Annotated in this window: 18 protein-coding genes; 4 read left to right on the forward strand and 14 right to left on the reverse strand. The window is 37.4% G+C overall.

The genetic code is table 11. From position 1 onward, the window contains the following. The 10 genes from R5R67_RS13250 to R5R67_RS13295 all read right to left on the reverse strand — a co-directional run. On the reverse strand, nt 1–901 hold a 901-nt coding region (locus R5R67_RS13250; protein ID WP_318754887.1), incomplete at its 3' end, for a DUF4882 family protein. Nucleotides 902–1,014: 113 nt separating this feature from the next. Continuing rightward, nucleotides 1,015–2,046, reverse strand: coding sequence for a fimbrial protein (locus R5R67_RS13255; protein WP_318754888.1), 1,032 nt, complete (start codon nt 2,044–2,046; stop codon nt 1,015–1,017). Further along, on the reverse strand, nt 2,043–4,601 hold the full coding sequence (locus tag R5R67_RS13260) for a fimbria/pilus outer membrane usher protein (protein WP_001124956.1): 2,559 nt from the start codon (nt 4,599–4,601) through the stop codon (nt 2,043–2,045). Before R5R67_RS13260 ends, R5R67_RS13255 begins: the two co-directional genes overlap by 4 nt. A gap of 57 nt (nt 4,602–4,658) precedes the next feature. Next, complete coding sequence (locus R5R67_RS13265; RefSeq protein WP_000773914.1) at nt 4,659–5,393, reverse strand: molecular chaperone; 735 nt, start codon at nt 5,391–5,393, stop codon at nt 4,659–4,661. 88 nt (nt 5,394–5,481) lie between these two features. Further along, on the reverse strand, nt 5,482–6,015 hold the full coding sequence (locus R5R67_RS13270; RefSeq protein WP_000731819.1) for a fimbrial protein: 534 nt from the start codon (nt 6,013–6,015) through the stop codon (nt 5,482–5,484). Nucleotides 6,016–6,504: 489 nt separating this feature from the next. Further along, nucleotides 6,505–6,795 (reverse strand): hypothetical protein, encoded by a 291-nt coding sequence (locus R5R67_RS13275; protein WP_000794349.1) that lies wholly within the window; start codon nt 6,793–6,795, stop codon nt 6,505–6,507. Nucleotides 6,796–7,857: 1,062 nt separating this feature from the next. Next, nucleotides 7,858–9,117: an outer membrane protein transport protein gene (locus R5R67_RS13280; RefSeq protein WP_001013991.1), complete on the reverse strand. Its 1,260-nt coding sequence runs from the start codon at nt 9,115–9,117 to the stop codon at nt 7,858–7,860. A 97-nt stretch (nt 9,118–9,214) separates the two neighbouring features. Next, nucleotides 9,215–9,904 carry a hypothetical protein gene (locus tag R5R67_RS13285; protein WP_000377262.1) on the reverse strand — a complete coding sequence of 230 codons (690 nt, stop codon included), beginning with the start codon at nt 9,902–9,904 and terminating at the stop codon, nt 9,215–9,217. Further along, a complete protein-coding gene (locus R5R67_RS13290; protein ID WP_001059828.1) occupies nt 9,891–11,264 on the reverse strand; it encodes an NAD(P)/FAD-dependent oxidoreductase in 1,374 nt (457 codons plus the stop codon). The genes R5R67_RS13285 and R5R67_RS13290 overlap by 14 nt, the downstream gene beginning before the upstream one ends. Nucleotides 11,265–11,641: 377 nt before the next feature. Continuing rightward, nucleotides 11,642–12,247, reverse strand: a complete 606-nt coding sequence (locus R5R67_RS13295; protein WP_000214128.1) for a TetR/AcrR family transcriptional regulator — start codon at nt 12,245–12,247, stop codon at nt 11,642–11,644. A gap of 416 nt (nt 12,248–12,663) precedes the next feature. Here R5R67_RS13295 and R5R67_RS13300 point away from each other — a divergent pair, with 416 nt between their 5' ends. Together R5R67_RS13300 and R5R67_RS13305 are read left to right on the forward strand one after the other, a co-directional pair. Continuing rightward, a complete protein-coding gene (locus tag R5R67_RS13300) occupies nt 12,664–14,196 on the forward strand; it encodes a flavin-containing monooxygenase (RefSeq protein WP_001097731.1) in 1,533 nt (510 codons plus the stop codon). A gap of 75 nt (nt 14,197–14,271) precedes the next feature. Continuing rightward, nucleotides 14,272–15,186 (forward strand): alpha/beta hydrolase, encoded by a 915-nt coding sequence (locus tag R5R67_RS13305; protein ID WP_001152286.1) that lies wholly within the window; start codon nt 14,272–14,274, stop codon nt 15,184–15,186. Nucleotides 15,187–15,278: 92 nt separating this feature from the next. On the opposite strand, the gene adeC is transcribed toward R5R67_RS13305, so the two are convergent. From adeC to adeA, 3 genes are all read right to left on the reverse strand, one after another. Further along, nucleotides 15,279–16,676, reverse strand: coding sequence for a multidrug efflux RND transporter outer membrane channel subunit AdeC (gene adeC, locus R5R67_RS13310; RefSeq protein WP_000047250.1), 1,398 nt, complete (start codon nt 16,674–16,676; stop codon nt 15,279–15,281). Between the two features lie 77 nt (nt 16,677–16,753). Then, nucleotides 16,754–19,864, reverse strand: a complete 3,111-nt coding sequence (gene adeB / locus R5R67_RS13315) for a multidrug efflux RND transporter permease subunit AdeB (protein ID WP_000987604.1) — start codon at nt 19,862–19,864, stop codon at nt 16,754–16,756. Further along, complete coding sequence (adeA, locus tag R5R67_RS13320) at nt 19,861–21,051, reverse strand: multidrug efflux RND transporter periplasmic adaptor subunit AdeA (RefSeq protein ID WP_318754889.1); 1,191 nt, start codon at nt 21,049–21,051, stop codon at nt 19,861–19,863. Before adeA ends, adeB begins: the two co-directional genes overlap by 4 nt. Before the next feature lie 145 nt (nt 21,052–21,196). Here adeA and adeR point away from each other — a divergent pair, with 145 nt between their 5' ends. Continuing rightward, a complete protein-coding gene (adeR, locus tag R5R67_RS13325) occupies nt 21,197–21,940 on the forward strand; it encodes an efflux system response regulator transcription factor AdeR (RefSeq protein WP_000459552.1) in 744 nt (247 codons plus the stop codon). Nucleotides 21,941–21,970: 30 nt separating this feature from the next. Next, complete coding sequence (gene adeS / locus R5R67_RS13330; protein ID WP_000837460.1) at nt 21,971–23,056, forward strand: two-component sensor histidine kinase AdeS; 1,086 nt, start codon at nt 21,971–21,973, stop codon at nt 23,054–23,056. A 25-nt stretch (nt 23,057–23,081) separates the two neighbouring features. Here adeS and R5R67_RS13335 read toward each other — a convergent pair whose 3' ends face one another. Further along, a complete protein-coding gene (locus tag R5R67_RS13335) occupies nt 23,082–23,495 on the reverse strand; it encodes a hypothetical protein (RefSeq protein WP_000742420.1) in 414 nt (137 codons plus the stop codon). Between the last annotated feature and the right edge of the window lie 178 nt (nt 23,496–23,673).

Genomic DNA, 23,673 nt, shown 5'->3' on the forward strand with positions numbered 1-23,673 from the left:
GTTCATTAGATAATTCTTGTCCAAATAATTGTTCGGCATCTATTGATATAGCACTTGAGACAGAAAAGCTTATATTCTCAAGTGGAGCGGGTAAAGTAGATTGATACCCCTGATCAACACCATTTACAATAAAGCCAACCTGCTTAGTATTCTGATTAATATACATCCCTAATCTTTGGTATCCATTTGAATTATTTGTCATGTTTTGACCTTTATAATATGGATTGTCAGGCCCGCTATTATCACTAAGTCGATAAGCTACAGAATAGTATAATCTAGCAGGATTCTCACCAAAATCTGGATCATAAGTGCCCATATCAAACCAATAGTTGGATCTAACTGTATAGCCATTATTTGTTATGCCATTAAAACCAATGGCAGAGGAGTAATAAGTAGAATTACCAAGTGATGAATTCCCAAGAGCTGAGGTTGGAATCTTAAGCTCCATTTCAAATGCAATAATACCAGTATGAGGTAATGTGAAATCTCCAATGTCATTAGTAGAATTAAGACTAATTTTACTTCTAGCCACATACTCTAGAGTACCATACTTACTTTCTGGCCTAGGCTCTACTTTAAGACTAAATTTTTGCCCACTTATTAATGGGAATATTTTCATAGACCAATAGTCAGAGTGTTCATCATTCCAAAGATCATAATCTTCTTGATTCGCGTCAAAATTATATTTGCAGACTGGGGCGGAGGAATTAAGGGAATTCGTTTGAGCCAAAAGTATTTGAGGCGCTAATTTTTCATTCTTTGCAGTTGATGAAAAGTTTTTAAATGTGACTTTTTGGCTAGCCTCATTATGCGTTACTGTATTGGTATTATCAGAAGATACCTCATACATAGCCCAACATAATGTCACTGCACCAACAGTAACTATACCTATTTTTTTCATAAATTTTCCTATTAAGTTAAGTATCAAATTTCTTAGAAAGTAGTGTTAAATTAAAATTTATTATTAATATTTAAATATTTGAAATTATTAGGTTTAAAAACTATTGAATATGATTAATCATATTCAATAGTTACAGTAGCCATTGCACGTACTTTACCAGCCGTCACATTTGTTGCTGTTTGATAGTAGCGGGCAGTCATTGGTACGTTATATTGAATTGTCTGGTTAGAAGACAAGGTACCTAAGGCTAATTTGTCACCTTTTTTGATGACTTGATTTTTATTTTGATAATTCCAGAGTAACTGTAAACCTACGCCGTTTGCTTTTTCAGATGTCGGAGCAGTATTTGCGAGTACCTGATTATTTGTTCCGTCTTGGGTAAAGTCGTAAGTTAAACTAATAAGGTTTTTCTCTTCGTAGCCAGTAGGGTTGATACCACCATTACATAAGATGTTCATATCGAAGGTTTGTTCGCCTTGAGTAGAACCAACGCCTTTGAAACCAGCCTTTGTAACGGTCGGGAGCTGTACAACTTTATTAATATTACCTTGAATTTCACATGAAGAAGAGGCGATGGTAATTGCATCACCATTAACTGTACTGGTTAAAAAAGGGCGGTTCATATAACCACTTACATAGTATCGACTATATAAACCAGGTACTAATGCACCCGAACCAGTCTGTGCAGCAGTTTTCACAATTTCGACAACAAAATATCCCGAAGCAAGAAAATATTTCATACCTGGTGTTAAACTACGGGTATACGGATAATAGCCAGAAAAGTTAGTTGCATTTTCCGCTTCACGGTACAAACGAATACCAATTCCAGGAATATTCGTCGAATAGATATTATTCCCTAGTGGGCTTAATGCATAGCCTTGGGTAAGTGCAGCAGTAATAGTATCGCTATAAGACGTACATTTTGCTGTTGAACCATTTGCGTTAATTGGAAAAGTTGCTTTTCTTAAAATTTTTCCAACTGGGTCACTTGGTCGGACCACAACGCGACCTACAGCCATGGAAATATCAACCGAGCTAAATGAGGCTCCATAATTATCATTGCCTAAAGTACAGTAAGCATTAGCTTCACCGTATACACCAAGGCCAGCCGTAAATAAGAAACCTGTTAATAATATTCTTTTCATTTGCAGACAGCCTCAGTCATAACTATGCTTTGTTGTTTATTTTGCAACTCATTACTGATGTTGTACTCAACCGAACAACGTTCATTACTTTCATCGCCCCATTTAACATAGAGACGATCTTGAGCGAGTGGAGTACGTAAGTAAATCATACTACCTTGTGCAACAATACCTACAGCCTCATCTTTCTGGTTAAAGACTTGCGCTGCAAATGGTAAACTGTTGCCATCTGCAGTTTTACTATTAATATAAACTGCATAGCCTGTTTTAGTTGCAAAATCTACTTTCGCAATTGCACCAGCAAATGGGGCAATACGTTGACTTGTTTCTTCAAGTTCAACTTCGCTCGACATTTCTTGTGGGTCAAGAGTAATGTCATTAAGGCGGTATGGCGTAACATAAGGAACTACTGCATAACCCGCTTTATTTACACTTAGACCAACCGTGTTATTCACTTTTGCTCCAGCGGCATCAGGTGCATGCACAAGTACCATGGTTTGGCCTTGCTCAGGTCCAAATAAAATACCGTCAGAATGTGCAACAACACTACCGCTTAAACTTACCATTGCTTGTTGATAAGAATCAGCAATACTATAAGAGCCGCCAACAGTTGCATAGTTAGTACGGTAACGACCATTTGCGTTAAATGTTGGGTTCGCATAGTCTTGATGTGACACAGAAGCGCCGTAACTAAAGCGATCACCCACCATTCCACTTGCACCAACAGTACGGCTGTCTTCAGAAGCAGTAACGTTGACGTTGACTGAATTCTTCTTAAAGTTAATTGGGAATGAAAGCGTCATTAAATATTCAGTATCATGCGACGCATCATTTGAGCCGTACTCAACCTTACGGTTAATTGCAGATAAACCATAAGTTAAACCATGGTAGTTATTACTATAACCAATCTGATACTGCTTAGTACTCTCGCTACGATTCCAGTAATCTACCCATGAACCTACCACATAGAAGTTACCCCAACCCTCAGGTAACCCTTGGTTTAAAGTAATCTGAAACTCACTACGTTGACGACCAGCAGCATAAGTGTTTACACCTTTTTCTTCCAAGTCACGTATAAGCAGGGCATCGCGCAATTTATAGAAGTTTTCGGTTGAATAACGGTAAGCTGCAAGTGTTAGGTTTGTGTTGGTCGGCGTAATTAACTTACTATAACTTAAACGGAAACTTTGACCTGATTGTGAAGCCTGTTTTTCAAACTCGGCTTCAGAGTGAGTCACGTCGAATGCAATTGCTCCAATTGGTGTAGCAACAGCAGCACCAAGCAATATTGCAGCGTAATTCTCAGATGCTTGAATTCCGGTATAGCCAGTTAAATAGTTATTAATACCTTGTTGGTATTTACCCTGAATAATCCAAGGGTCCAGATCAATGTCTTGATCACGGAACTGACCTACAGTTAATGAGTAACGGTTCATGCCTGGACGTAACATCTGTACAACAGAGGCATAAGGCACAGAAAATTTCTGTATTTCACCATTCGCTTCGATAACAGAAACTTCAATTTCACCACCAAAGCCGGTAGGGTAAAGGTCATTAATTTCGAAATTACCTGGTGCAACCGTTGTTTGGTAAATCAATTGACCCTGTTGACGTACTTCAACTTTTGCATTGGTTTTTGCATTACCACGGATACGTGGAGCATAACCAAGCATACTATTCGGTAGCATTCGATCATCACTTGAAAAATCGATACCACGATAACCATATGAGTCAAATACTTCGCCGTTTGTAAAACTATCCCCGAGTGTTAAAACACCACGATATTTAGGGAAAGCTCTTTGTAAATAGGTGTTTGTTTCTTGATAGTCTGATTTAGATTGATTTTCCGCAGGCGTATCTTGCCATTGCCACTGACCATTATGACGTAATTGCCAACCTGCTAAATTTAGACCAGCCGTAACCCCCATAAAAGCATTGGTCGTTTCGCTTCGGTCACCAGACTGATTAAAAGTTTTATACGCACTACCACTATAAGACAAAAAGCCGGCATTAATCCCACGATCCCATACGCTTGGGTCGACATAGCCTTGAGCATTTTTTTGTAATGCAACTTGAGGAATTGAAATATCTACACGTAAACGAGAAGTATCGAATTCATAAAATGCATTTTCCACCCATTCTTCAATTTTATAACAACTATTATTTTCTTTTTGAAGGGGAGCGTGCTTGGTTAAAATTTCTTGTTTTACGCCGTATTCAAGAAGGTTCATTCCAGTAAAACAAGTTACGGCATTTTGATTTGGATCTAATGCCTTGAAAATCATGCGGCGTTTACCAAACCATTGACCATTTACATAAACGTCAACGTTATATTCACCTGGTAAAACAGGGTTGCCGTACTTAAATCGAGAAATATCGACTTTCTGAGCGTCACCAATTAAAAAAGCAGAATCAAATTCAGCTTCTACAGGCGCACTCGCAGCTGCTTCTTCAGCATGCACGAACACAGGCATTGTCATTGTAACAACGCCAGAAGCCAAGTAATAACAAATATGGCGTTTTAATAATTTATAAGATTCTTGCCTTTTTTTTGGCATAGCTAAGTCCGCCTACTCACATAATAGGTGCTTAAATTTATTAAAAAGATAATCTGATTACTGAAGTTTTATTTGGTGTTCGACTCGACCACCATAGTCGTTGACATTAATAAAACTCATATCCTGAAGGTTGCTATTCTTAAGCTGAATAGAAGCTTCAGAAAAAGGCTTAACCATTAGTCCTTGAGGCAATAAATCAACTTTTTTATCTCCAACCTTTTGATAAACAGAAGTCATCGTAATATGGAAAGGAGTTGGATTTTTTACCGTTAAATTCTGACCAGATTTAACCCATTGAAGCTTATCTGCTGCTAAATTCGCATCTTCTTTAATTGAAGCCGGACGATAGAAGAATTTGATCCGGGAACGAATTGCAAGTTGTAAGAAGTTATCAGGTGTCGTATCTGCATTTTTTGAGGTAGGTCTTGGTGGAATATCCAAAACGTTTAACCACAAAACAGTTTCTTGCTTCTGGTTAAATTGAGAAGCATTTGGAAGGGCAGTAATACGAAGCGTCTGACTTTTTGTCGCTTCAACACGAGAAATTGGAGGAGCAATCATAAAAGGAACTTTTGATTGATCCGGAGTACTTTTTGGATCACCTTCATCAATCCAAGCTTGGACAAGTGCTGGTTTTGAACCGTTATTGCTAACTTGTAGCGTAACTTCTCTAGCATCCGATGGATAAATTACACGGGTGCCATGAATTACAATTTCTGCTTGAGCGGCAGGAGCAGCAACAGATGAAGCAAACGCCAAACCTAACAAAAAATTATAATTGTTCAATTTCATTTTTCGAGTTCTCAACCAAGAAAGATTCAGGAAAGTGCTACACAAAACAGGGTTTCCATGCGGACATAGAAACCCCGCTATCAATTAATTATTGATAGATAATTGTGTATTGAACAGAAGTAGTTACTTTACCAGCAGTAGAAGCACCAGTTGCATAGTATTCAGCATAGTAGTTAAGGTCAGCACTTGCACCTTCAGCTACGTCAACCCATTGAGAGTTAGCTTGAGCACCGTTTGCACCAGCAGCAAGTACTGGGATGAAGTTATTGTTGCTACCTAAAAGTTGAACGTTAACGTTTTTAGCACCAGTAGCGTCTTGGTTAAGTAAACGACCAGTATTGAAGTCAACAGTTGCACCTGGTTCAAAGTAAGTAGCTACTTTACCTTGTGAACAGTTAGCTAAGTTGATTTGGAAAGGAGTACGGCCAGCAACATCCCCAGCAACAGCTAAAGTTTGTTTAGAAACAGTAGGAAGAGTCACTGTGAAATCTTTACCAGCAGGAGTAACGATGTCACAAGTTTTGTCTGTAACTAAACCATTAATTGTAATTGTACCATCAGCAGCTTGAGCATTCGCAATCCCTACAACCGAAAGAGCAGCGATCAAAGCAAGTTTTTTCATAGTGTTTTCTCAAAAGTCTGGATAAAAGTTTAATTCCTTACTTTTCCAGTGTTTGACATCTTGAAAAGTAATGTAACAATGCTAACACTTTTTAAACAAAATGCAAACTATGTCACATTATTTTTTCATAATTTTAATTGAGTCACACTTTTAGGGTTCAGTTAACAGCTAGTTAACACAGCTTATGTAGCTGTTTTATAGATAGTTTTTATTGTTTAGAAGAAAGGAATCGTAGAGATAAGAAAATTACATAAGGCTACTATGTAACTGGAAAAGAATTAAACAATTTACGTGAAGAATAAGTTTAAATTCTTACAATACAATTATATAGAATAAATTATGCAGATGTATATAGAAAAAATATACAAATAGACATTTTTGCAGAAAAAGAGTGACCCAATACCCAATTCATAAAAAATTATGTTGAATTGTATGAGTCACTCTTTTGCCAGCTTCTATAGTAATAAGATCAAATGTGATGAAATGAGCTTAATGATAATTGATAAGTATAATCTTTCGATTAGAACCTAGACTTTCAATGCTAGTGTCCATCTTCTCTGTATGTTGAGCTAATTTATAGAGACTATCTTTATTTAAATATTCACTATCAAGTTTAATATTCAAATTATTGACTGCGTTACATTCTATCTCATTACTTTTTGTTGAGCATGTGTCTTCAACAATATTTCCTTTGATCATTATTGTGTTATTTGCATAACAAAATAGTGGGGAAGTAGAAAATACCGCCAAAACCAAAATTTTAAATATATTATTTTTCATTTTATAAGTACCTATTTATTAAATAGTTAATATAAGTGATACAATATTTTTTATTTAAAAACAATATATAAATCAATTTCAATTAAAAAACATAAAATAATATGTGACCCGTATCTCACTAATTATTTAATTTGTTTAAATAGGTTTTATTTCTACATCTATTTTATTAAAACGATAATTAAATCACACTTTACAAATATTAATGTATCTTAGTTATTGTAAAATTAAATTATTGATAATAAATGCTTTAATTAAAATTATAAAAATTTAACCTAAATACCAAGCTAAAAAATAATTTAATTAATTATAATATTTATTGAAATAATATATATTCACGGAAATTAAAAGTAATGTTTTAGCTCAGATTTTTTATTTATACGAATTAAAATATGAAAAATAAAATCACTTTTGAATAGGTTGTAAATAATTCTCGTATTTATTTAATTTTACTTAAAAAATTAAGGTAATAATAAGGCGAACTAAATTAGAAGATTTAATCTTTAAAGTATTTAAAAGGAATACAGAAAGTTGAGTATCAGAATGATTATTTTAAAATTTCTGTAATGATAAAGTTGTTTGAATTTAATTGAGTAGTAAGGAGCATGGTTCATCTGAAATTTAATTTAAATTTTAATTCTTTAGCCAAAGACGATCATCTAAATTTAAGTGCAGCAAAGATTCTAAGAAAAGCTATACAGTGATCAATAAAATTATGTTAGCTATGTAAAGCTGAATAGAGAAAGATGAATGTCATATTTATGCTCAGATAGTGATGTTTAGCCAAATAACTTTAAAGCTACGTAAAGAGAGCTTTAGATCTGAAAGATAGAAATAACTAGGGATTAGTTTAAACTATATAATTGTTCGTATAATGTATATTATGTTAAATAAAAGATTTGGAAACCTACCATATATAAGGCTTTGCTACTCTCCATATATTAGTAAGTCACTTGATCTTCACTGTGACCATAGTTTGGCTAAGTGTTCTAAGCATATTTAACAAGTATCAGTGCCTTACACAATGCTGTTTACTGCCATTGTATAAGGCTTTATTGACCCTTCTTAAAACCAATATCCAAATTTCAAACCATACGCAATTGCATGGTTATTTTTGAAATTTGCCTGTTCTGCGTATGGCTTGATTCCCTCTATTGGCAAGTAATAAGTCCCATCTTCAGTTTTAGTATCACCTAGCCAAAAATATTTTAAGCTACCAGTTATAAAGTAGTTTTTAGCTGGGTTAAACTGGACGCCTAAACCAAGTGACCATGAACCTTTTATGGGTCCCATCGTTGATGCAGGATTACCTGTACCTGAGTCCCAACTTACATCTGTTGAAGTACTCCATTTTTCTGTAAATTGATGTGCGAGACCGACAGTCGCACTATATTGATCCTTTTGATAAGAATCGAGCTTAAAACCTTGGGTATAAGCTCCACCAGTTACTTCTTTCACAATAATTTCAGATAGAGCGCCATATTGCGGAGGACGTGTTTCAAACTCTTTCCAATTCACCCATCTTAAATTCATATAAACAAGTGATTGTTCAGAAATACCAGTTTGAAAATCAATATTTAATGATGCTGGAGTCTCTAGTTTGGTTTTCTCATTTTCAACAAGTTGTAATGGTTGACCATAAATATCTTCATCTACTTGAAATTTATATTTGATTTTGGACCGATAAGTTACCGCTGCTTTTAATGCAAGATCGGGTAATTGATAACTTCCTCCTAACAACCAACCAACTTCGCCTTCTTGTTTAAACTTAGCATTATAGCCATTAAAAGCCTGAGTATAGGCATTGCCTCGAAGACCTAGGTTTGCTTTTACGGTTTGATAAACTGGTCCACCATAAATCTGAAAATGCTCAACTGGCGAGTAACCCACAATCATACTTAAATTTTGAGTGTCGGCTTTTACGAACGTACCTTGATGGCTAACATCATTATCAAAGTAACTATTATTAGAACGTGCCGGATATTTAATGTCAGCACTAAAAGGCTGATCGTATAACATACCAAAACTTAATTGATCTGTGAGTTGTAACTTTAGAGCAGCTGTATAGAACTGCGTACTTTCTGCAATATCACCTGTATCACGACTTTGATGATCTCGTACAAGATCGGCTCTATCGTTGACTATGCCAGAAACAGATGAATCAACTGCAAAAAAATTTGCTTCTGCATAATTCCCATTTTCAAGAAATGGCAAAATAGATTGACCTGATTGTTCAAGAGCGGAAGCGTGACCAATGTTACTCACAAATACGGCAAGCATTCCTATTAAAATCGGATTTGTCCTATTAGTTGACATTCCATTCATACCTATATCCTTTTTCGTTGTTATTTCCCTAAATCCTTAGGATAGTTTTTTATTTTTAGAGCCATATTTCACAACATGGCTCTAAAATTCTTTACATCTATCTTTGTAATAAACTCAAACCGAAAATACCTAACCAAACTACTTGCACTGGTAATAAGAACAGTTCAAGGAATAAAGCCACTTGAGAAAAGCCTGAGAAAAGAAGCACAGCAAATCCAACATATCCCAAACCAACCAAAACCAATGGGAAACCTAATGCGGATTTGTTTTTTCTCAGAAGTAGTCCGTTGACTATTGCCCAAAAACCGATGGTCGGTCCTTCCATTGGCCATAAGCCATTTTGCGAGCCTTGCGAAATGGTTGCCCACACAGTGCCTGCCGCCTGTTTAGCCATTTCGTTCCCAGACATATATGTTTCGGCAAGTGGTCCTAACACAGAGGCCTGTAAAACAGCCCCTGCTATGCCTAACATGGTTGAAATCACAAGAAATAAAATAGCGATATCGGACAACAATCCTCCTGAAGAGCGCAACTTTCGCCACAGATATACGCCCACAGCTAGAAAAGGAAGATAAAACCCAAAACAGTCAGAAATCATTGAAGTTCTGAAAAGGGCTTGGTCTTTTGCCGACAAAGTTAATGCAAATTCAGGTTTAAATATTTGATGTAAATCAAACCCTGTAACTGCAAGAAAACAAAACAAGCAAGTGGCAGCCATTACCATACCGATTAATGCAACCCACGCTGTAAATACGTGTCCATCATCATATTGTTTAATCGAGTCCAAGGCGTCTTCTCCTAGAAAGTGCTGATACTCGTTCGTATTCGAAATAAGTACGTAGCGCAGCGATGAGACCCGGAATTAGTGGGAAACGTTTAAATTTAGCGTGTCCTTTTTCTCCATTGGCAACAAACCAATGCTCGGTAAGCTCTGTTTTACGTTGCAATGCAAGATCAGCTAAAATTCGGCCATAATTTTGTGACATCATTACGCCTGCACCACTGTATCCATAGGCATAAGAAATACGACCATTATGGAGTGTGCCCACTTGAGACCTTACGTCAAAAGGAATAGAACAAGCACCACTCCAACGTTGAGCAATTTTTAATTTCTGAAATGCAGGAAATACCTTTTTATACATTCGCTCAGCGGCATCATAAAATTGCACTTTCTGTGCTTCATCCATAGAACGCCCTTCTCCTACATAGATATCACATAGGTTAAATTGCAATCTTCCATCTACAGTCGTTCTACAGGTTGGAGGACAATAGGTTGTTTTGTCATAAAACTGACCACGATGTTTCCATCCAAGCGCTTTCCAATCTTCATCAGTTAAAGGTTCAGTAATTAACTGATATACAAACATTGGAAGTTGTGCACGTTTTAGTCCCAATTCTGGTGGCAATAAATGAGTAAAACCATTGGTACCTAATACAATATGTTTAGCTCTCACCTCTCCTTCTGGAGTTTTGAGAATAAAGAATTTTTCCTTATCTTCTATATCCAGTACTGGCGTTTGCTCAAAAATTTGTGCGCCCGCAGCTTCAGCTATTCGCTTGAGCTCTCGAGAATGCTTCACAGGATTGACTTGCCCAGAATGTGGCATTCGGCATCCACCAGAAAATGCATCGCTATTTAAAGCTTGGCTTACTGTAGCTCTATCCATATAGACACTGTCTTTTGAGCGAGGTTGATCGTGCCAATATTGAGTAAATTGCTCTAATCGTTTTTCATGGCCGCGAAGTGTCGTAAATGTCACACCGGGCATTTCAAAATCACTATCCATATTTTCGCGTTTGATGAGGTCCTGTACATAGTCCAGACCATTCCATGCGAAATTTTGAAGCTCAGTTAATCTTTCTTTGCCATAAAGTACTTTTGCAGTGGTGGGATCAAGTACGGGAATTGGCACAACCCAACCAGATGTACGGCCTGAGGCACCAAATGCTACACATTCACCTTCAAGAACAGCCACGGAAGCAGCAGAGTCGGCTTTTCTTATGTGATAAGCAGTAGATAATCCAGTAAACCCTCCTCCAATAACCACCACATCTACTTCAATGCTACCTCTAAGAGGTGGTGAGGGAATATATTCGCCTGAGTGGGCTAGCCAGAATGACTTGTTTGCATGTGGAATATTATTCATCTAATGCTCCTTCCTTTGATATTCGATTTTGCTTAGCTCACATACGTAAAACTTCAATTTTCCATCTTTCAAAAAGATACAGATTCATTGCAAACCCCTCACATAATCTCTTCCCTGAGAAGATGTAATTTGTTCTTTAGCATTACGTAAAAACACTAAAGCTGAATATATATTGCTCCAACAATTACACAGTGTCAATGACACAGTGTAATTAAAATAAAAAATTAGCTTATGAGAAGAATGTTTAAAAAAAATGAAAATTAGATTGAAAAAATAATTTAAAAAATTTATTAAATATGAAACACATATATTTTTTAGTTTTAGAAATGAATGAACAAATCCTTTTGAACATTCATAAATTTATAGTTAATATTTTTTTAATTAGCACCATAAAGTGTCGATAACCAAATGTTTTGAAGTACCCTTATGGCTACCTTTGGATCAACTTCAGATGGACGTCCAAAAACTTCAGAAAGATATCTTTCTTCAAGCCAGATAAGTGCTTTTGCTGTTTCTTCTACATCTAGATCTTTCTTAATTCTACCCGCCTCTTGTTCTTCTTTAATATGTTGAGCAGCAGCATTAATAAAGTCTTGAACTAAACTACGGTATGCGTTGTCTACACGTTCATCTCCACCCGCAGCTTCTCCAAAAGCACGTAACACACGCCCATGTTGCACATAAACTTCTACAAGCCCAACTAAAGCTTGACGCAAATCTTCTTGGGAATTGTTACCCTTAAGCCATCTATCTGCAATAGTAAATAATTCTTTGCCAATATTTTCAACAAGGCGTAAAGCCAGATCATGCTTATCTCTAAAATGTACATAAAATGCTGGACGTTTTAAGCCAGTTCGGCGCATGACCTCATCTACATTGAGTTCACGAAAAGGATGCTCACTTAAAAACTGTTCAGCAGCATTTAATATTTCATTTTCAGAAACTTTAGGGTCGTGTTTGGGTCTACGTCTTGTAGTTGTCATACTATCCAATTTCTCATTGACACGATGTCATTGTAGGTATTAATAAATTATTCGACAAGCATTAATGCACTATTGTGGAACAAATTCTTGGAAAGAAAATAAATAAGAAGTTTTTTTAAACTTAATAACACAATCATAATTATATATTTTTAAAATTTTTAAATAATTATTTAGAAATGCTCAATAACAAAATAATTATAATTACACCGTGTCATTGACATTGTGTAATTATTGAATTAATAATATTGAACAGCCCCCTTTTGTGACGGGGACTTCTTAACTGAAAGCATACTGAGCTTAAGTAAGGCGTTTGTTCATCAGTTCCATGGATCAGGAAAAATGAAGATTAATAAATTCATCATCTTAGAAAATCTAACTGATGCTTAACTACTGAAATTTGTAGAGAGGAATACGATATGAATACATCAGAACAAGTTACTACTACTGATGTTTTAATCATTGGCGCAGGGATTGCAGGTATTAGTGCAGCCTATCACCTAAAAAAACATCGACCAAATACTACATTTATTATTCTAGAAGCCCGAGATACATTTGGTGGCACATGGAGTCAATTTAAATATCCAGGGATTCGATCTGACTCAGACATGCCCTCTTTTGGATTCGGCTTTAAACCTTGGACCCATCAAAAAGCAATTGCCCAAGCAAATGTGATTTGTGACTATCTACAAGAAACTATTCAAGAAAATAAAATAAATGCTCATATTAACTATGGCTATAAAGTCAATAAGGCTGAATTTTCATCAGATGAACAGCTTTGGACCATCACGGCTGAAAATCTAACATCAAAAGCATTAGTAAATTTTAAAGCCCGCTTTTTACTATTAAATACAGGCTATTATGATTACCAAAAGGGCTTTACTCCAGAATTTGAGGGGATTGAGTCTTTTAAAGGAAAGGTTATTCATCCTCAACACTGGCCAGTAGGTTTTGATTACACTAAAAAACGTGTAGTCGTTATTGGTAGTGGAGCCACAGCTGTAACTCTACTGCCTTCTATGGCGGATAAAGCAGAACATGTAACTATGCTTCAGCGGTCACCAACTTATATGGTTTCTTTTCCCGCTGTTGATCCAATTGCAGGTATGTTGAATAAAATTTTAGGCTATGAAAGAGCTTATCCGATTATTCGCAAAAAAAATATTTCAATGAACCGTGCATTATATAAAGCTTGTCGTAACTATCCGCAAATTATGAAGAAGCTATTAATTGCAGATGTGCGACGAAGACTTCCAAAGGGTTTTGATGTAGAAACACATTTTACGCCTAAATATAACCCGTGGGATGAACGTTTATGCTTAGTTCCTGATGGAGACCTATTCAAATCCATTTCTGAAGGTAAAGCTTCCGTTGTTACGGATCGTATTAAGAAATTCACAGAAAATGGTATTTTATTAGAATCTGGAAAATTGCTCGAAGCTGATGTTATTGTCACTGCTACAGGTTTAAATATGTTGGCCTTTAGCCGTATTCAGCTCACAGTAGATGACAAAAATATTCAATATCCAGATACCACTATTTTCAAGTCAATGATGCTTTCTGACGTACCGAATCTAGCATTTGCATTTGGTTATACCAATATCGCATGGACATTAAAAGTTGATCTTGTTTGGGAACATTTTTGTCGTATGCTTGACTATATGGATGAAAATGGCTACGGCACATTCAAACCTTTTATCCAAAACAAAAAAATGGAACGAGTACCCTTCATTGATTTAAGCCCAGGCTATGTACAACGTGGTCTAGCACAATTTCCAAAAGCTGGAACAGAAGGACCTTGGACATTACAACATGCCTATGAGCATGATTTTGAAAGACTTCGTAAGGGTCCTGTTAATGATCCTGAGTTGCTCTTCATAAAGCGGTTATCGAAAAAAAAACTATCTGTAATGAATGAGCCTTCAACTAAGCAAATTAAAGCACAAGCTTAATTTTCAACTTTCTTGATCTCTTATTTGAAAAGGCTATCGAAATGGGAGATTTAAGATCGATAAATCGAGATTCTTATGCAAGATATTAAATTCATAAGTCAAGGTATTACCTGTGCAGCTTGGTATATACCTGCAACTACAGACAAATTTATAAATGATAATGGACGACCATGTATTGTTATGGCACATGGTTTTGGAGGAACACGCGATACAGGCCTTTTAGAATTTGCTAAACCATTTAGTGAAGCTGGTATTGATGCCTTTATCTTCGATTATCGTGGATTCGGGGATTCAGGAGGAATACCTCGCCAAGATGTATCTTACCTGCGCCAACGTGAAGATTATCATGCAGCAATTGCTGCAGCACGAGGTTTACCTAATGTAGATGAAACTCGTATTGCAATTTGGGGGACGTCTTATTCTGGAGGCCACGTTTTAGTCGCTGCGGCCCAAGATCAGAAAATATCTGCAGTAATCTCTATGAACCCGGCTACGGATGGTTTAGCTGCCCTCTCACAAATCTGCCGTTATGGTGGTCTAAAACAATTAACCGTTGCAGTCGCTCATGGACTAAAAGATTTAGCTTATTCTCTTTTAGGCCAAAAAGCTCATCTTATTCCAATCGTGGGGCAACCGGGCACGGCGGCCATCATTAGTACACCTGGCTCGGAGGTCTCCTATAAAGCCATGGCTGGGCCAACATGGCGGAATGAAGTATGTGCACGAACCGCTTTAGAGGTTGCAAGAAACCGGCCCATTAATTTCGCCCATCAAATAAAGTGTCCTTTATTGGTACAAGTGGGTTCAAATGATCAAGTTACTCCTCCTGAAGCTGCTCGCAAGTCGGCAAGCTTAGCAAATGGAGAAGTTAAATTACTTGAATACCCGATTGATCATTTTGATTTTTATAATGAACCGTGGCAAATAAAAATTTTAGAAGACCAAATTAATTTTTTAACTCAAGCCTTAGCTCGTCCCCGTGTTAGATAACATGATTTCATAGCAATATTAGACCATCTAAAGTAAAAATAAGCTGATTTGGAATACCTTTATCAGCTTATTTTTTTAAGAGTGAAACTTTATTAGACTTTTGATGTTCCTCCTCCTAAAACTTTATAGAGTTCAATCTGGTTATTTAATTGCATTTGCTCAAGCGCAAGCAAGCCTTGCTGTGCTGAGTAAGCGGAACGCTGAGCATCTAAAACCGTAAAATAACTATCCACGCCCGCTCGGTAGCGCGCCATAGATAGTTTATAGGTTGCAGCAGTCGCAGAGACTAAGCGACGCTGAGCGTCTAATCGTTCACCAATATGCGCATGTGTAGCAAGCACATCATTAACTTCACGAAAAGCTGATTGAATGGCTTTTTCATATTTAGCTAAAGCAATTTTCTGGTCAGTTTCTGCAATTTTAATATTAGTTTTTCTTGTTCCCCAATCAAAAATTGGTAGATCGATATTAGGTCCAATCGACCATGCAAAATTGCCTGTTTTAAATAAATCTTTCAGTTCAGATGATGCATAACCCGTCGAGCCTGTCAGGCTTATGGTTGGGAACATCCGTGCTTTAGCAGCACCAATATTTGCTCCTGCAGCACGTAACTCATATTCGGCAGCTTTAAGGTCTGGACGATGATTTAATAAATCACTTGGTAAACCGGCTGCAAAGTTTTTCTCAAAGGTAATATTTTGAATAGCATGATCCGGAAGTAAATTTTGCGGAACAGGATGACCTGCTAATAAATCCAGTAAATTTTTTGCCTGTTGAATTTGGGTTTTATAAGTTGCAACATCATTTCGAGCAGTCTCTACCGAAATTTGCGCTTGTTTTAATGGAACTTCACTATCAATACCAACATCAAAGCGCTTCTTATTTAGATTATAAGCATCGACTTGTGCTTTTAAGGTTTGCTCGGCAAGGTTTAAATTGGCTTGTGCAAAAGCATAATTTAACCAAACCTGTGTGATGTTACTGATTAAACTAATTTGCACAGCCTCTTTCGCGCTTTGAGTTGCAAGATAGTTATTTAATGCAGCATCTTTTAAATTTTGAACACGGCCCCAAAAATCTAGCTCATAGGCAGTCATTCCCAAGCCAACTTGAAATGTAGAAACTGGGTTATTGGGGTTAATCGATGGGCTAACCTGCCGCACTGCATTTCCCATTACACCAATGGTTGGGAGCTGGCTATTTTTTGTGATTTGGTATTCTTGCTGTACACGTTCAATATTAAGCGTAGCAGTCCGTAAGTCCCGATTATTGTTTAGACCTATTTCAATAACCTGTACTAATTTCGGATCAGAAATAAATTCTTTATAACTTTTTTCTGCAATCGTTTTTCCAGAATGATTTTGACTAAAATTTTGAGGAATATGAGATGTAATTGCAGGCTGTGGCGCCTGCATATTGACACATGCAACGAGTGCAATTGAGAGTGTAGAAAGAATGAGTCCACGAGATACGATTGTCGATTTAGACATAGTATTCTCCAAATAAAGTAAATTTTGAGCATATGAAGCATCAGAGGAAATTGAGTATTTCCCCTGATGCATTGAACTTAAGATGAGATTTTTTTCTTAGAGGAAAATAGCTTTTCTACTGCACCCAGAATGAAGATAAAAAACACGGGAACAAAGAAAATAGCCAGAATGGTTGCTGAAATCATGCCACCAAAAACCCCTGTGCCTAAAGCATGTTGAGTTTCTGAACTTGCACCTGAGGCAATCACCAAAGGAATTACACCACACGTAAATGCAAGTGATGTCATCAGGATTGGCCGTAAGCGAAGTTTGGCTGCGGCAACAGTGGCTTCAATCAAACTCATGCCTTCTTCTTTCAGCATTTTCGCAAATTCAACAATCAAAATCGCATTCTTTGCCGATAGACCAATAATGGTAATTAGCCCGATTTTGAAGAACACATCATTCATTAACCCCCTAGACATAATGGCAATGATTGCTCCAAAAATACCGAGTGGCACAACCAGCATCACAGAAAGTGGAATTGCCCAGCTTTCATAGAGTGCAGCCAAGACAAGGAAGACAACTAACATGGATAAACCAAGTAAAAAGGCCATTTGTGATTCAGACTGCTTTTCCTGTAAGGAAATACCTGTCCACTCGTAGCCAATACCTTTCGGTAATTTCGCAATCAGTTGTTCCATTTCACGCATTGCTTCACCCGATGACGTATCGAAGTTAGGAATACCAGCAATACTCAAAGATGGTCGTCCGTTATAACGATTATATTGTTGTGGTGCCTTATTCCATTGTGGCGTTACAACTTCTGATAACGAGACTAATTGACCGCTTGAACCCATGACTTTCAGATTCAAGATATCTTTCAATTGCATACGTGATTTAGCCTCAACTTGTACAATGACTTGTTGCATACGTCCTTGATTAGGGAAGTCATTGATATACATTGAACCCATTGATGTAGAAATGATGTCTGAAACATCAGAAAACTTAACACCAAGTGCACTAAGCTTTTCACGGTCAATTTTTAAAGAAATATTGTCACCTTGTGGCAACCCTTCATTCCAAACCATATAGAACTTTTTATTCTTGGCTGCCATTGCCATAAGTTCATCTTGAGCAGCCAGTAAAGCAGGCATACCTAAGTTAGCGCGGTCTTGTAAACGTAAACTGAAACCTGAAAAAGTACCTAACTCATCAATAGCGGGTGGTAATACGGCCATGGTCTCACCTTCCGTACTATTCGCCATGGAAGTATTAACGGCGCTTGTCATCTTAGATGCAGAGCTAGTACGCTCTTTGAAGTCTTTAAGTGTCGTAAAAGCCACAGCTACGTTTTGTCCTGCGCCACTAAAACCCCATCCCAAAATGGTGGTATTACTTTTTACATCGGGATTATCTTTCAAATTATTTTCAAATTGATTGACTACATTCCGAGTACGCTCTGCGGTTGCATCTGAAGGTAGCTGGAACGAAGTCATGAACCAACCTTGATCTTCCTCTGGCATAAATGCTGTTGGCCAATATTTCATTCCGGCAAAGGTAATACCGGTAATTACTAAAAAGATCACCATCATTGGAACTGTATGTTTGATGATTTTAAGCAGCATCAATTCATACTTTTTAGTGACTTTATCGAAACTACGGTCAAACCATGCAAAGAAGCCCTTCTTCTGATGATGCCCATCGATTGGCTTTAAGATCGTGGCACAAAGTGCCGGTGTTAAAATGAGTGCCAATAGCGCTGAAAATAAAATAGATACCGACATGGTCAAGGTAAACTGTTTATAGATTACCCCTACAGAACCACTCGCAAATGCCATAGGTAAAAATACTGCAGCCAAGACCAGCGTAATACCAATAATCGGGCTGGTAATTTCTTTCATTGCTTTAGAGGTTGCATCTTTAGGCGATAATCCTTCTGTCGCCATAATCCTTTCTACGTTTTCAACTACGACAATGGCATCGTCGACAATAATCCCGATGGCAAGCACCATACCGAACATGGTGAGTACGTTAATTGAAAAGCCGGCAAGCAACATCACGGTAAAAGTACCGAGTAAGGCAATAGGCGCCACAATTGCTGGAATAAGCGTATAGCGGACATTATGTAAAAATAGATACATCACAATGAAAACCAGAACCATGGCTTCAAGTAATGTATGAATTACCTTTTCAATTGAAATTTTAACAAACGGCGCGGTGTCGTAAGGAATACTAAACTCCATGCCTTCCGGTAAATTTAGCTTCAATTCTTCAATTTTTGCTCGAACACCTTCGGCAGTTTTCACGGCGTTAGCACCTGGGCTTAATTGAATTGCTGCCGCGGTAGCAGGCTTACCATTTTCCAAAATGGCAAAGTTATATGCTTGTGAACCTATTTCTACATTGGCAACATCAGATAACTTAATTACGCTTCCGTTAGTTTTACTTTTTAAGCTGATATTTTTAAATTGCTCGAGACTAGACAATTGCCCTTGAGCCGACAACGGAATAGTAATGAGCTGGCCTTTTTCAGCTGGTAAATCACCAAGTCGGCCGGGTGCAATTTCGACATTATTTTCACGAATGGCATTATTCACATCACTAATCGATAAACCGTAAGAAACAAGCTTATTCGGGTCGACCCAAATACGCATAGCTTTCTCTGCACCGAAAGATTGAACCTTCCCTACACCTTCGACACGTTTTAGCTCTTCTACAACATTTCGAACCAAATAATCACTCAAATCAACTTCGGAATATTGATTATTTGGAGAGTTAATCCCGACCAGCATTAAAAATCCGGACGATGAAGCCTCAACCTGTAAACCTTGCTGACGTACAACTTGCGGTAAGCGAGCTTCTACAGCCTTGATTTTATTTTGAACGTCGACCTGAGCCATTTCCACATCTGTGCCCGGTTTAAACGTAGCGGTAATCTCTGCTGTACCGGAAGTATCTGTTGTCGCACTATAGTAGAGTAGATTTTTTACACCCGATAATTCGCGCTCAATTAAGGTTACAACGCTATCGTTAATGGTTTTAGCTGTAGCACCAGGATAAGTCGCACTAATATTCACCTGTGGCGGTGCTACACTTGGAAAACGTGCAATTGGCAGTTTAGGAATGCTCAGCAATCCAAATATAATAATGAAGATCGCAATAACCCAAGCAAAAACGGGACGACGAATAAAAAATTGTGACATCATGGTTGTGCCCCTTCAGCTATAGAAGTTTTGGTTTCTACACTTGAAGCATGATTCGCGACGGCTGGTGCTTTCCATGCTGCCAATGCCAATTTTTGATTTGGCTTAATACGTTCAATACCTTCAACAACGACTTTGTCTCCAACCTTTAAACCCTTGTTGGCGATGTAATACTGCTCATATTGCTGTCCAATTTCGATAGGACGAATTTCCGCTGTACCTTGGGCATTGATGACATATACCTGAGGCTCGCCACTGATATTACGTTGGATCGCTTGCGCAGGAACCAATAGCGCTTGAGGAATAGAAGCACGATCAATATTGACACGCACATACATGCCCGGAAGTAATTTTCGTTCAGTGTTATTAACTTCAATACGGAATGTGACATCGCCCGTTTCCGGGTCAACATTAATATCTTCAAACAACATTTTTGCTGTGACGTTATAAGGTTGCCCGTGACTATTGGTAATACGAACGGTTTTGTCACTATTTGCTGATAATTCACCACTTTGTAGCGCAGCTTGTAAGCGCTCATACTCACTAACTGATTGCTTTACATCAACATAGACTTTATCAATCTGTTGAATAGTTGCCATCGTATTGGTATCGCCCTGACCGACCAATGCACCTTCAGTGACAAAAGATTGCCCAATACGCCCAGAAATAGGCGCTCGAACTGTTGCATATTGCAGATTCAAGTTTTGTCTGGCCAGCAATGCTTTCATCTGAGCGGCATCAGCTAGAGCCTGACGATACTGAGCTTGAGCATTACTTACTTCTTGCTTACTAATTGCATTACTTGGTAACAGCTGCTCATAACGTTCTAGCTGAACTTTGAGTCTTGCCACCTCAGCTTCAGCTTTATTGAGAGAAGCTCTATTGCTATTTACATCGGCCTCAAAAGTCTCGGAATTAATTTTATATAAAGCTTGCCCTGCTCTAACTTCACTACCTTGTTTAAATAGAACCTTTTCAATGATACCTCCGACTTGCGGATGGATTTCCGCCGTACGGAACGCATGTACTCGTGCAGGAAGATTTTCACTAAAATTTACCGATTGCGGTTGAATGCTTAATACACTGACTTTAGCCGGTGGTGGCTCAGCTTGAGCGACTTCTTTTGAATCACACCCCTGTAATATCAGCCCAATAGATAAAAATAAAGGAAGTAAAAGATGCTTTTGCATACTGTCCAAACCTAGTGAGTTTTTGATGTTCTTATTATTTTTGATGAGTGTGTAGGGATAATCACTAAAGTGTGGAGTAAGTGTGGAGAAATACCGATAATTTAGCGTATGATGAGTTTAAGCACTTTCTATAGCCAGATTTTCTATGTTTGATCATTCTTTTTCTTTTGATTGCCAAGATAAAGTTATTCTTGTGGTAGAAGATGACTACGATATTGGCGACATTATTGAAAATTATTTAAAACGTGAAGGCATGAGTGTTATTCGGGCCATGAATGGAAAGCAAGCGATTGAATTGCACGCTAGCCAACCCATCGATTTAATCTTACTTGATATTAAATTACCCGAATTAAACGGTTGGGAAGTATTAAATAAAATACGCCAAAAAGCTCAGACTCCCGTGATCATGCTGACGGCGCTAGATCAAGATATTGATAAAGTTATGGCATTACGCATAGGTGCAGATGACTTTGTGGTGAAGCCTTTTAACCCAAATGAAGTCGTCGCTAGAGTTCAGGCAGTCTTAAGACGTACTCAGTTTACAAACAAGGCAACTAATAAAAATAAACTCTATAAAAATATTGAAATTGATACCGACACTCATAGCGTTTATATACACTCTGAGAATAAGAAGATCTTGCTTAATCTGACGCTGACTGAATATAAAATTATTTCATTCATGATTGATCAGCCTCATAAAGTTTTTACGCGCGGAGAGCTTATGAATCACTGCATGAATGATAGCGATGCACTAGAGCGAACCGTAGATAGCCATGTAAGTAAGCTGAGAAAAAAACTAGAAGAACAAGGCATATTTCAAATGTTAATTAATGTGCGTGGCGTGGGATATAGGCTAGATAATCCCCTAGCTATAAAAGATGATGCCTAAATAATATTAAAAATAGCTAGGGAATATTTTATGAAAAGTAAGTTAGGAATTAGTAAGCAACTTTTTATTGCCTTAACTATTGTAAATTTAAGCGTTACGCTATTTTCTGTAGTACTGGGTTATGTCATTTATAACTATGCGATTGAAAAAGGCTGGATTAGTTTAAGCTCATTTCAACAAGAAGATTGGACCAGTTTTCATTTTGTAGACTGGATCTGGTTAGCCACTGTTATCTTTTGCGGCTGTATTATTTCATTAGTGATTGGCATGCGCCTTGCAAAGCGTTTTATTGTGCCAATTAACTTCTTAGCCGAAGCAGCAAAAAAAATTAGTCACGGCGACCTCTCTGCTAGAGCTTACGATAACCGAATTCACTCCGCCGAAATGTCGGAGCTTTTATATAATTTTAATGATATGGCTCAAAAGCTAGAGGTTTCTGTTAAAAATGCACAGGTTTGGAATGCAGCCATCGCACATGAGTTAAGAACGCCTATAACGATCTTACAAGGCCGTTTACAAGGCATCATCGACGGCGTTTTTAAACCTGATGAAGTTCTATTTAAAAGTCTTTTAAATCAAGTTGAAGGTTTATCTCACTTAGTCGAAGACTTACGGACTTTAAGCTTAGTAGAGAACCAGCAACTCCGGTTAAATTATGAATTGTTTGACTTTAAGGCGGTAGTTGAAAAAGTTCTTAAAGCATTTGAAGATCGTTTGGATCAAGCTAAGCTAGTACCAGAACTTGACCTAACGTCCACTCCTGTATATTGCGACCGCCGTCGTATTGAGCAAGTTTTAATTGCTTTAATTGATAATGCGATTCGCTATTCAAATGCAGGCAAACTTAAAATTTCCTCGGAAGTGGTATCACAAAAATGGATATTAAAAATTGAGGATGAAGGCCCCGGCATTGCAACCGAGTTCCAGGAAGATTTATTTAAGCCTTTCTTTAGATTAGAAGAATCAAGGAATAAAGAATTTGGTGGCACAGGTTTAGGTCTTGCTGTTGTACATGCAATTGTTATGGCACTGAAAGGCACTATTCAATATAGCAATCAAGGCTCGAAAAGTGTTTTCACTATAAAAATTTCTATGGGTCATGAAGAGATAGGGTAATTCGCTAAATTAAAAAATCTTAGAGTTAAAGTGCCCCCTCACTCTCTTTTACTCTTCTACGAATTTCTTCTCGCCATTTTGTGGCATTTTCCTGTTGTTTGTTTAATAGGACACCTAACATATAAGCTGTAACCGCTGCGCCAATTAAGGCTATACCGGTTTCATAAATAATATCAATAACAAACTCCAGTACCCCTTCAGACAAAAAATCTAATGAGCCTGAAAATTTAAGAAATTTAGCTATGGCAACCACTATAACTCCCAATAAGGCGCCCGCCCACAAGAATATTTTATGAATGTTTAGGGGTGCAGTGACTTGGTCAATTTGGTCGGGATACTTTCGATAGTACTCAATTTCCTCATCTGTTACTTCAGAGGTAGATTTAAATAATAATTTAATAAATAGCTTGTCTTGATCAAGCTTTGTATTTTTCTTCATAGCTGTGATGCGTAATAAGTATTCTAATGTTTAATGTTACTCACTTTTTCATTAGGGAGTAACTGTTTTTAAGAGCTCTAGACTTTAAGTACTTTTTTAAACGTTATAAAGGCTTCCTAATCCCAAGCTGTCTTTTGACCTTTTCTCTTTAAATTCTTATTGAAATGTCATATCTAAT

Source organism: Acinetobacter sp. OYA S30, from assembly GCF_033599315.1.
GTDB classification, from domain to species: domain Bacteria; phylum Pseudomonadota; class Gammaproteobacteria; order Pseudomonadales; family Moraxellaceae; genus Acinetobacter; species Acinetobacter baumannii.

Excerpts from the sequence above, each read along its gene's own strand:
- R5R67_RS13255 (WP_318754888.1), bottom strand. The coding sequence starts at position 2,046 with ATGAAAAGAATATTATTAACAGGTTTCTTATTTACGGCTGGCCTTGGT.
- R5R67_RS13260 (WP_001124956.1), bottom strand. The coding sequence starts at position 4,601 with ATGCCAAAAAAAAGGCAAGAATCTTATAAATTATTAAAACGCCATATT.
- R5R67_RS13265 (WP_000773914.1), bottom strand. The coding sequence starts at position 5,393 with ATGAAATTGAACAATTATAATTTTTTGTTAGGTTTGGCGTTTGCTTCA.
- R5R67_RS13270 (WP_000731819.1), bottom strand. The coding sequence starts at position 6,015 with ATGAAAAAACTTGCTTTGATCGCTGCTCTTTCGGTTGTAGGGATTGCG.
- R5R67_RS13275 (WP_000794349.1), bottom strand. The coding sequence starts at position 6,795 with ATGAAAAATAATATATTTAAAATTTTGGTTTTGGCGGTATTTTCTACT.
- R5R67_RS13280 (WP_001013991.1), bottom strand. The coding sequence starts at position 9,117 with ATGAATGGAATGTCAACTAATAGGACAAATCCGATTTTAATAGGAATG.
- R5R67_RS13290 (WP_001059828.1), bottom strand. The coding sequence starts at position 11,264 with ATGAATAATATTCCACATGCAAACAAGTCATTCTGGCTAGCCCACTCA.
- R5R67_RS13295 (WP_000214128.1), bottom strand. The coding sequence starts at position 12,247 with ATGACAACTACAAGACGTAGACCCAAACACGACCCTAAAGTTTCTGAA.
- R5R67_RS13300 (WP_001097731.1), top strand. The coding sequence starts at position 12,664 with ATGAATACATCAGAACAAGTTACTACTACTGATGTTTTAATCATTGGC.
- R5R67_RS13305 (WP_001152286.1), top strand. The coding sequence starts at position 14,272 with ATGCAAGATATTAAATTCATAAGTCAAGGTATTACCTGTGCAGCTTGG.
- adeC (WP_000047250.1), bottom strand. The coding sequence starts at position 16,676 with ATGTCTAAATCGACAATCGTATCTCGTGGACTCATTCTTTCTACACTC.
- adeB (WP_000987604.1), bottom strand. The coding sequence starts at position 19,864 with ATGATGTCACAATTTTTTATTCGTCGTCCCGTTTTTGCTTGGGTTATT.
- adeA (WP_318754889.1), bottom strand. The coding sequence starts at position 21,051 with ATGCAAAAGCATCTTTTACTTCCTTTATTTTTATCTATTGGGCTGATA.
- adeR (WP_000459552.1), top strand. The coding sequence starts at position 21,197 with ATGTTTGATCATTCTTTTTCTTTTGATTGCCAAGATAAAGTTATTCTT.
- adeS (WP_000837460.1), top strand. The coding sequence starts at position 21,971 with ATGAAAAGTAAGTTAGGAATTAGTAAGCAACTTTTTATTGCCTTAACT.
- R5R67_RS13335 (WP_000742420.1), bottom strand. The coding sequence starts at position 23,495 with ATGAAGAAAAATACAAAGCTTGATCAAGACAAGCTATTTATTAAATTA.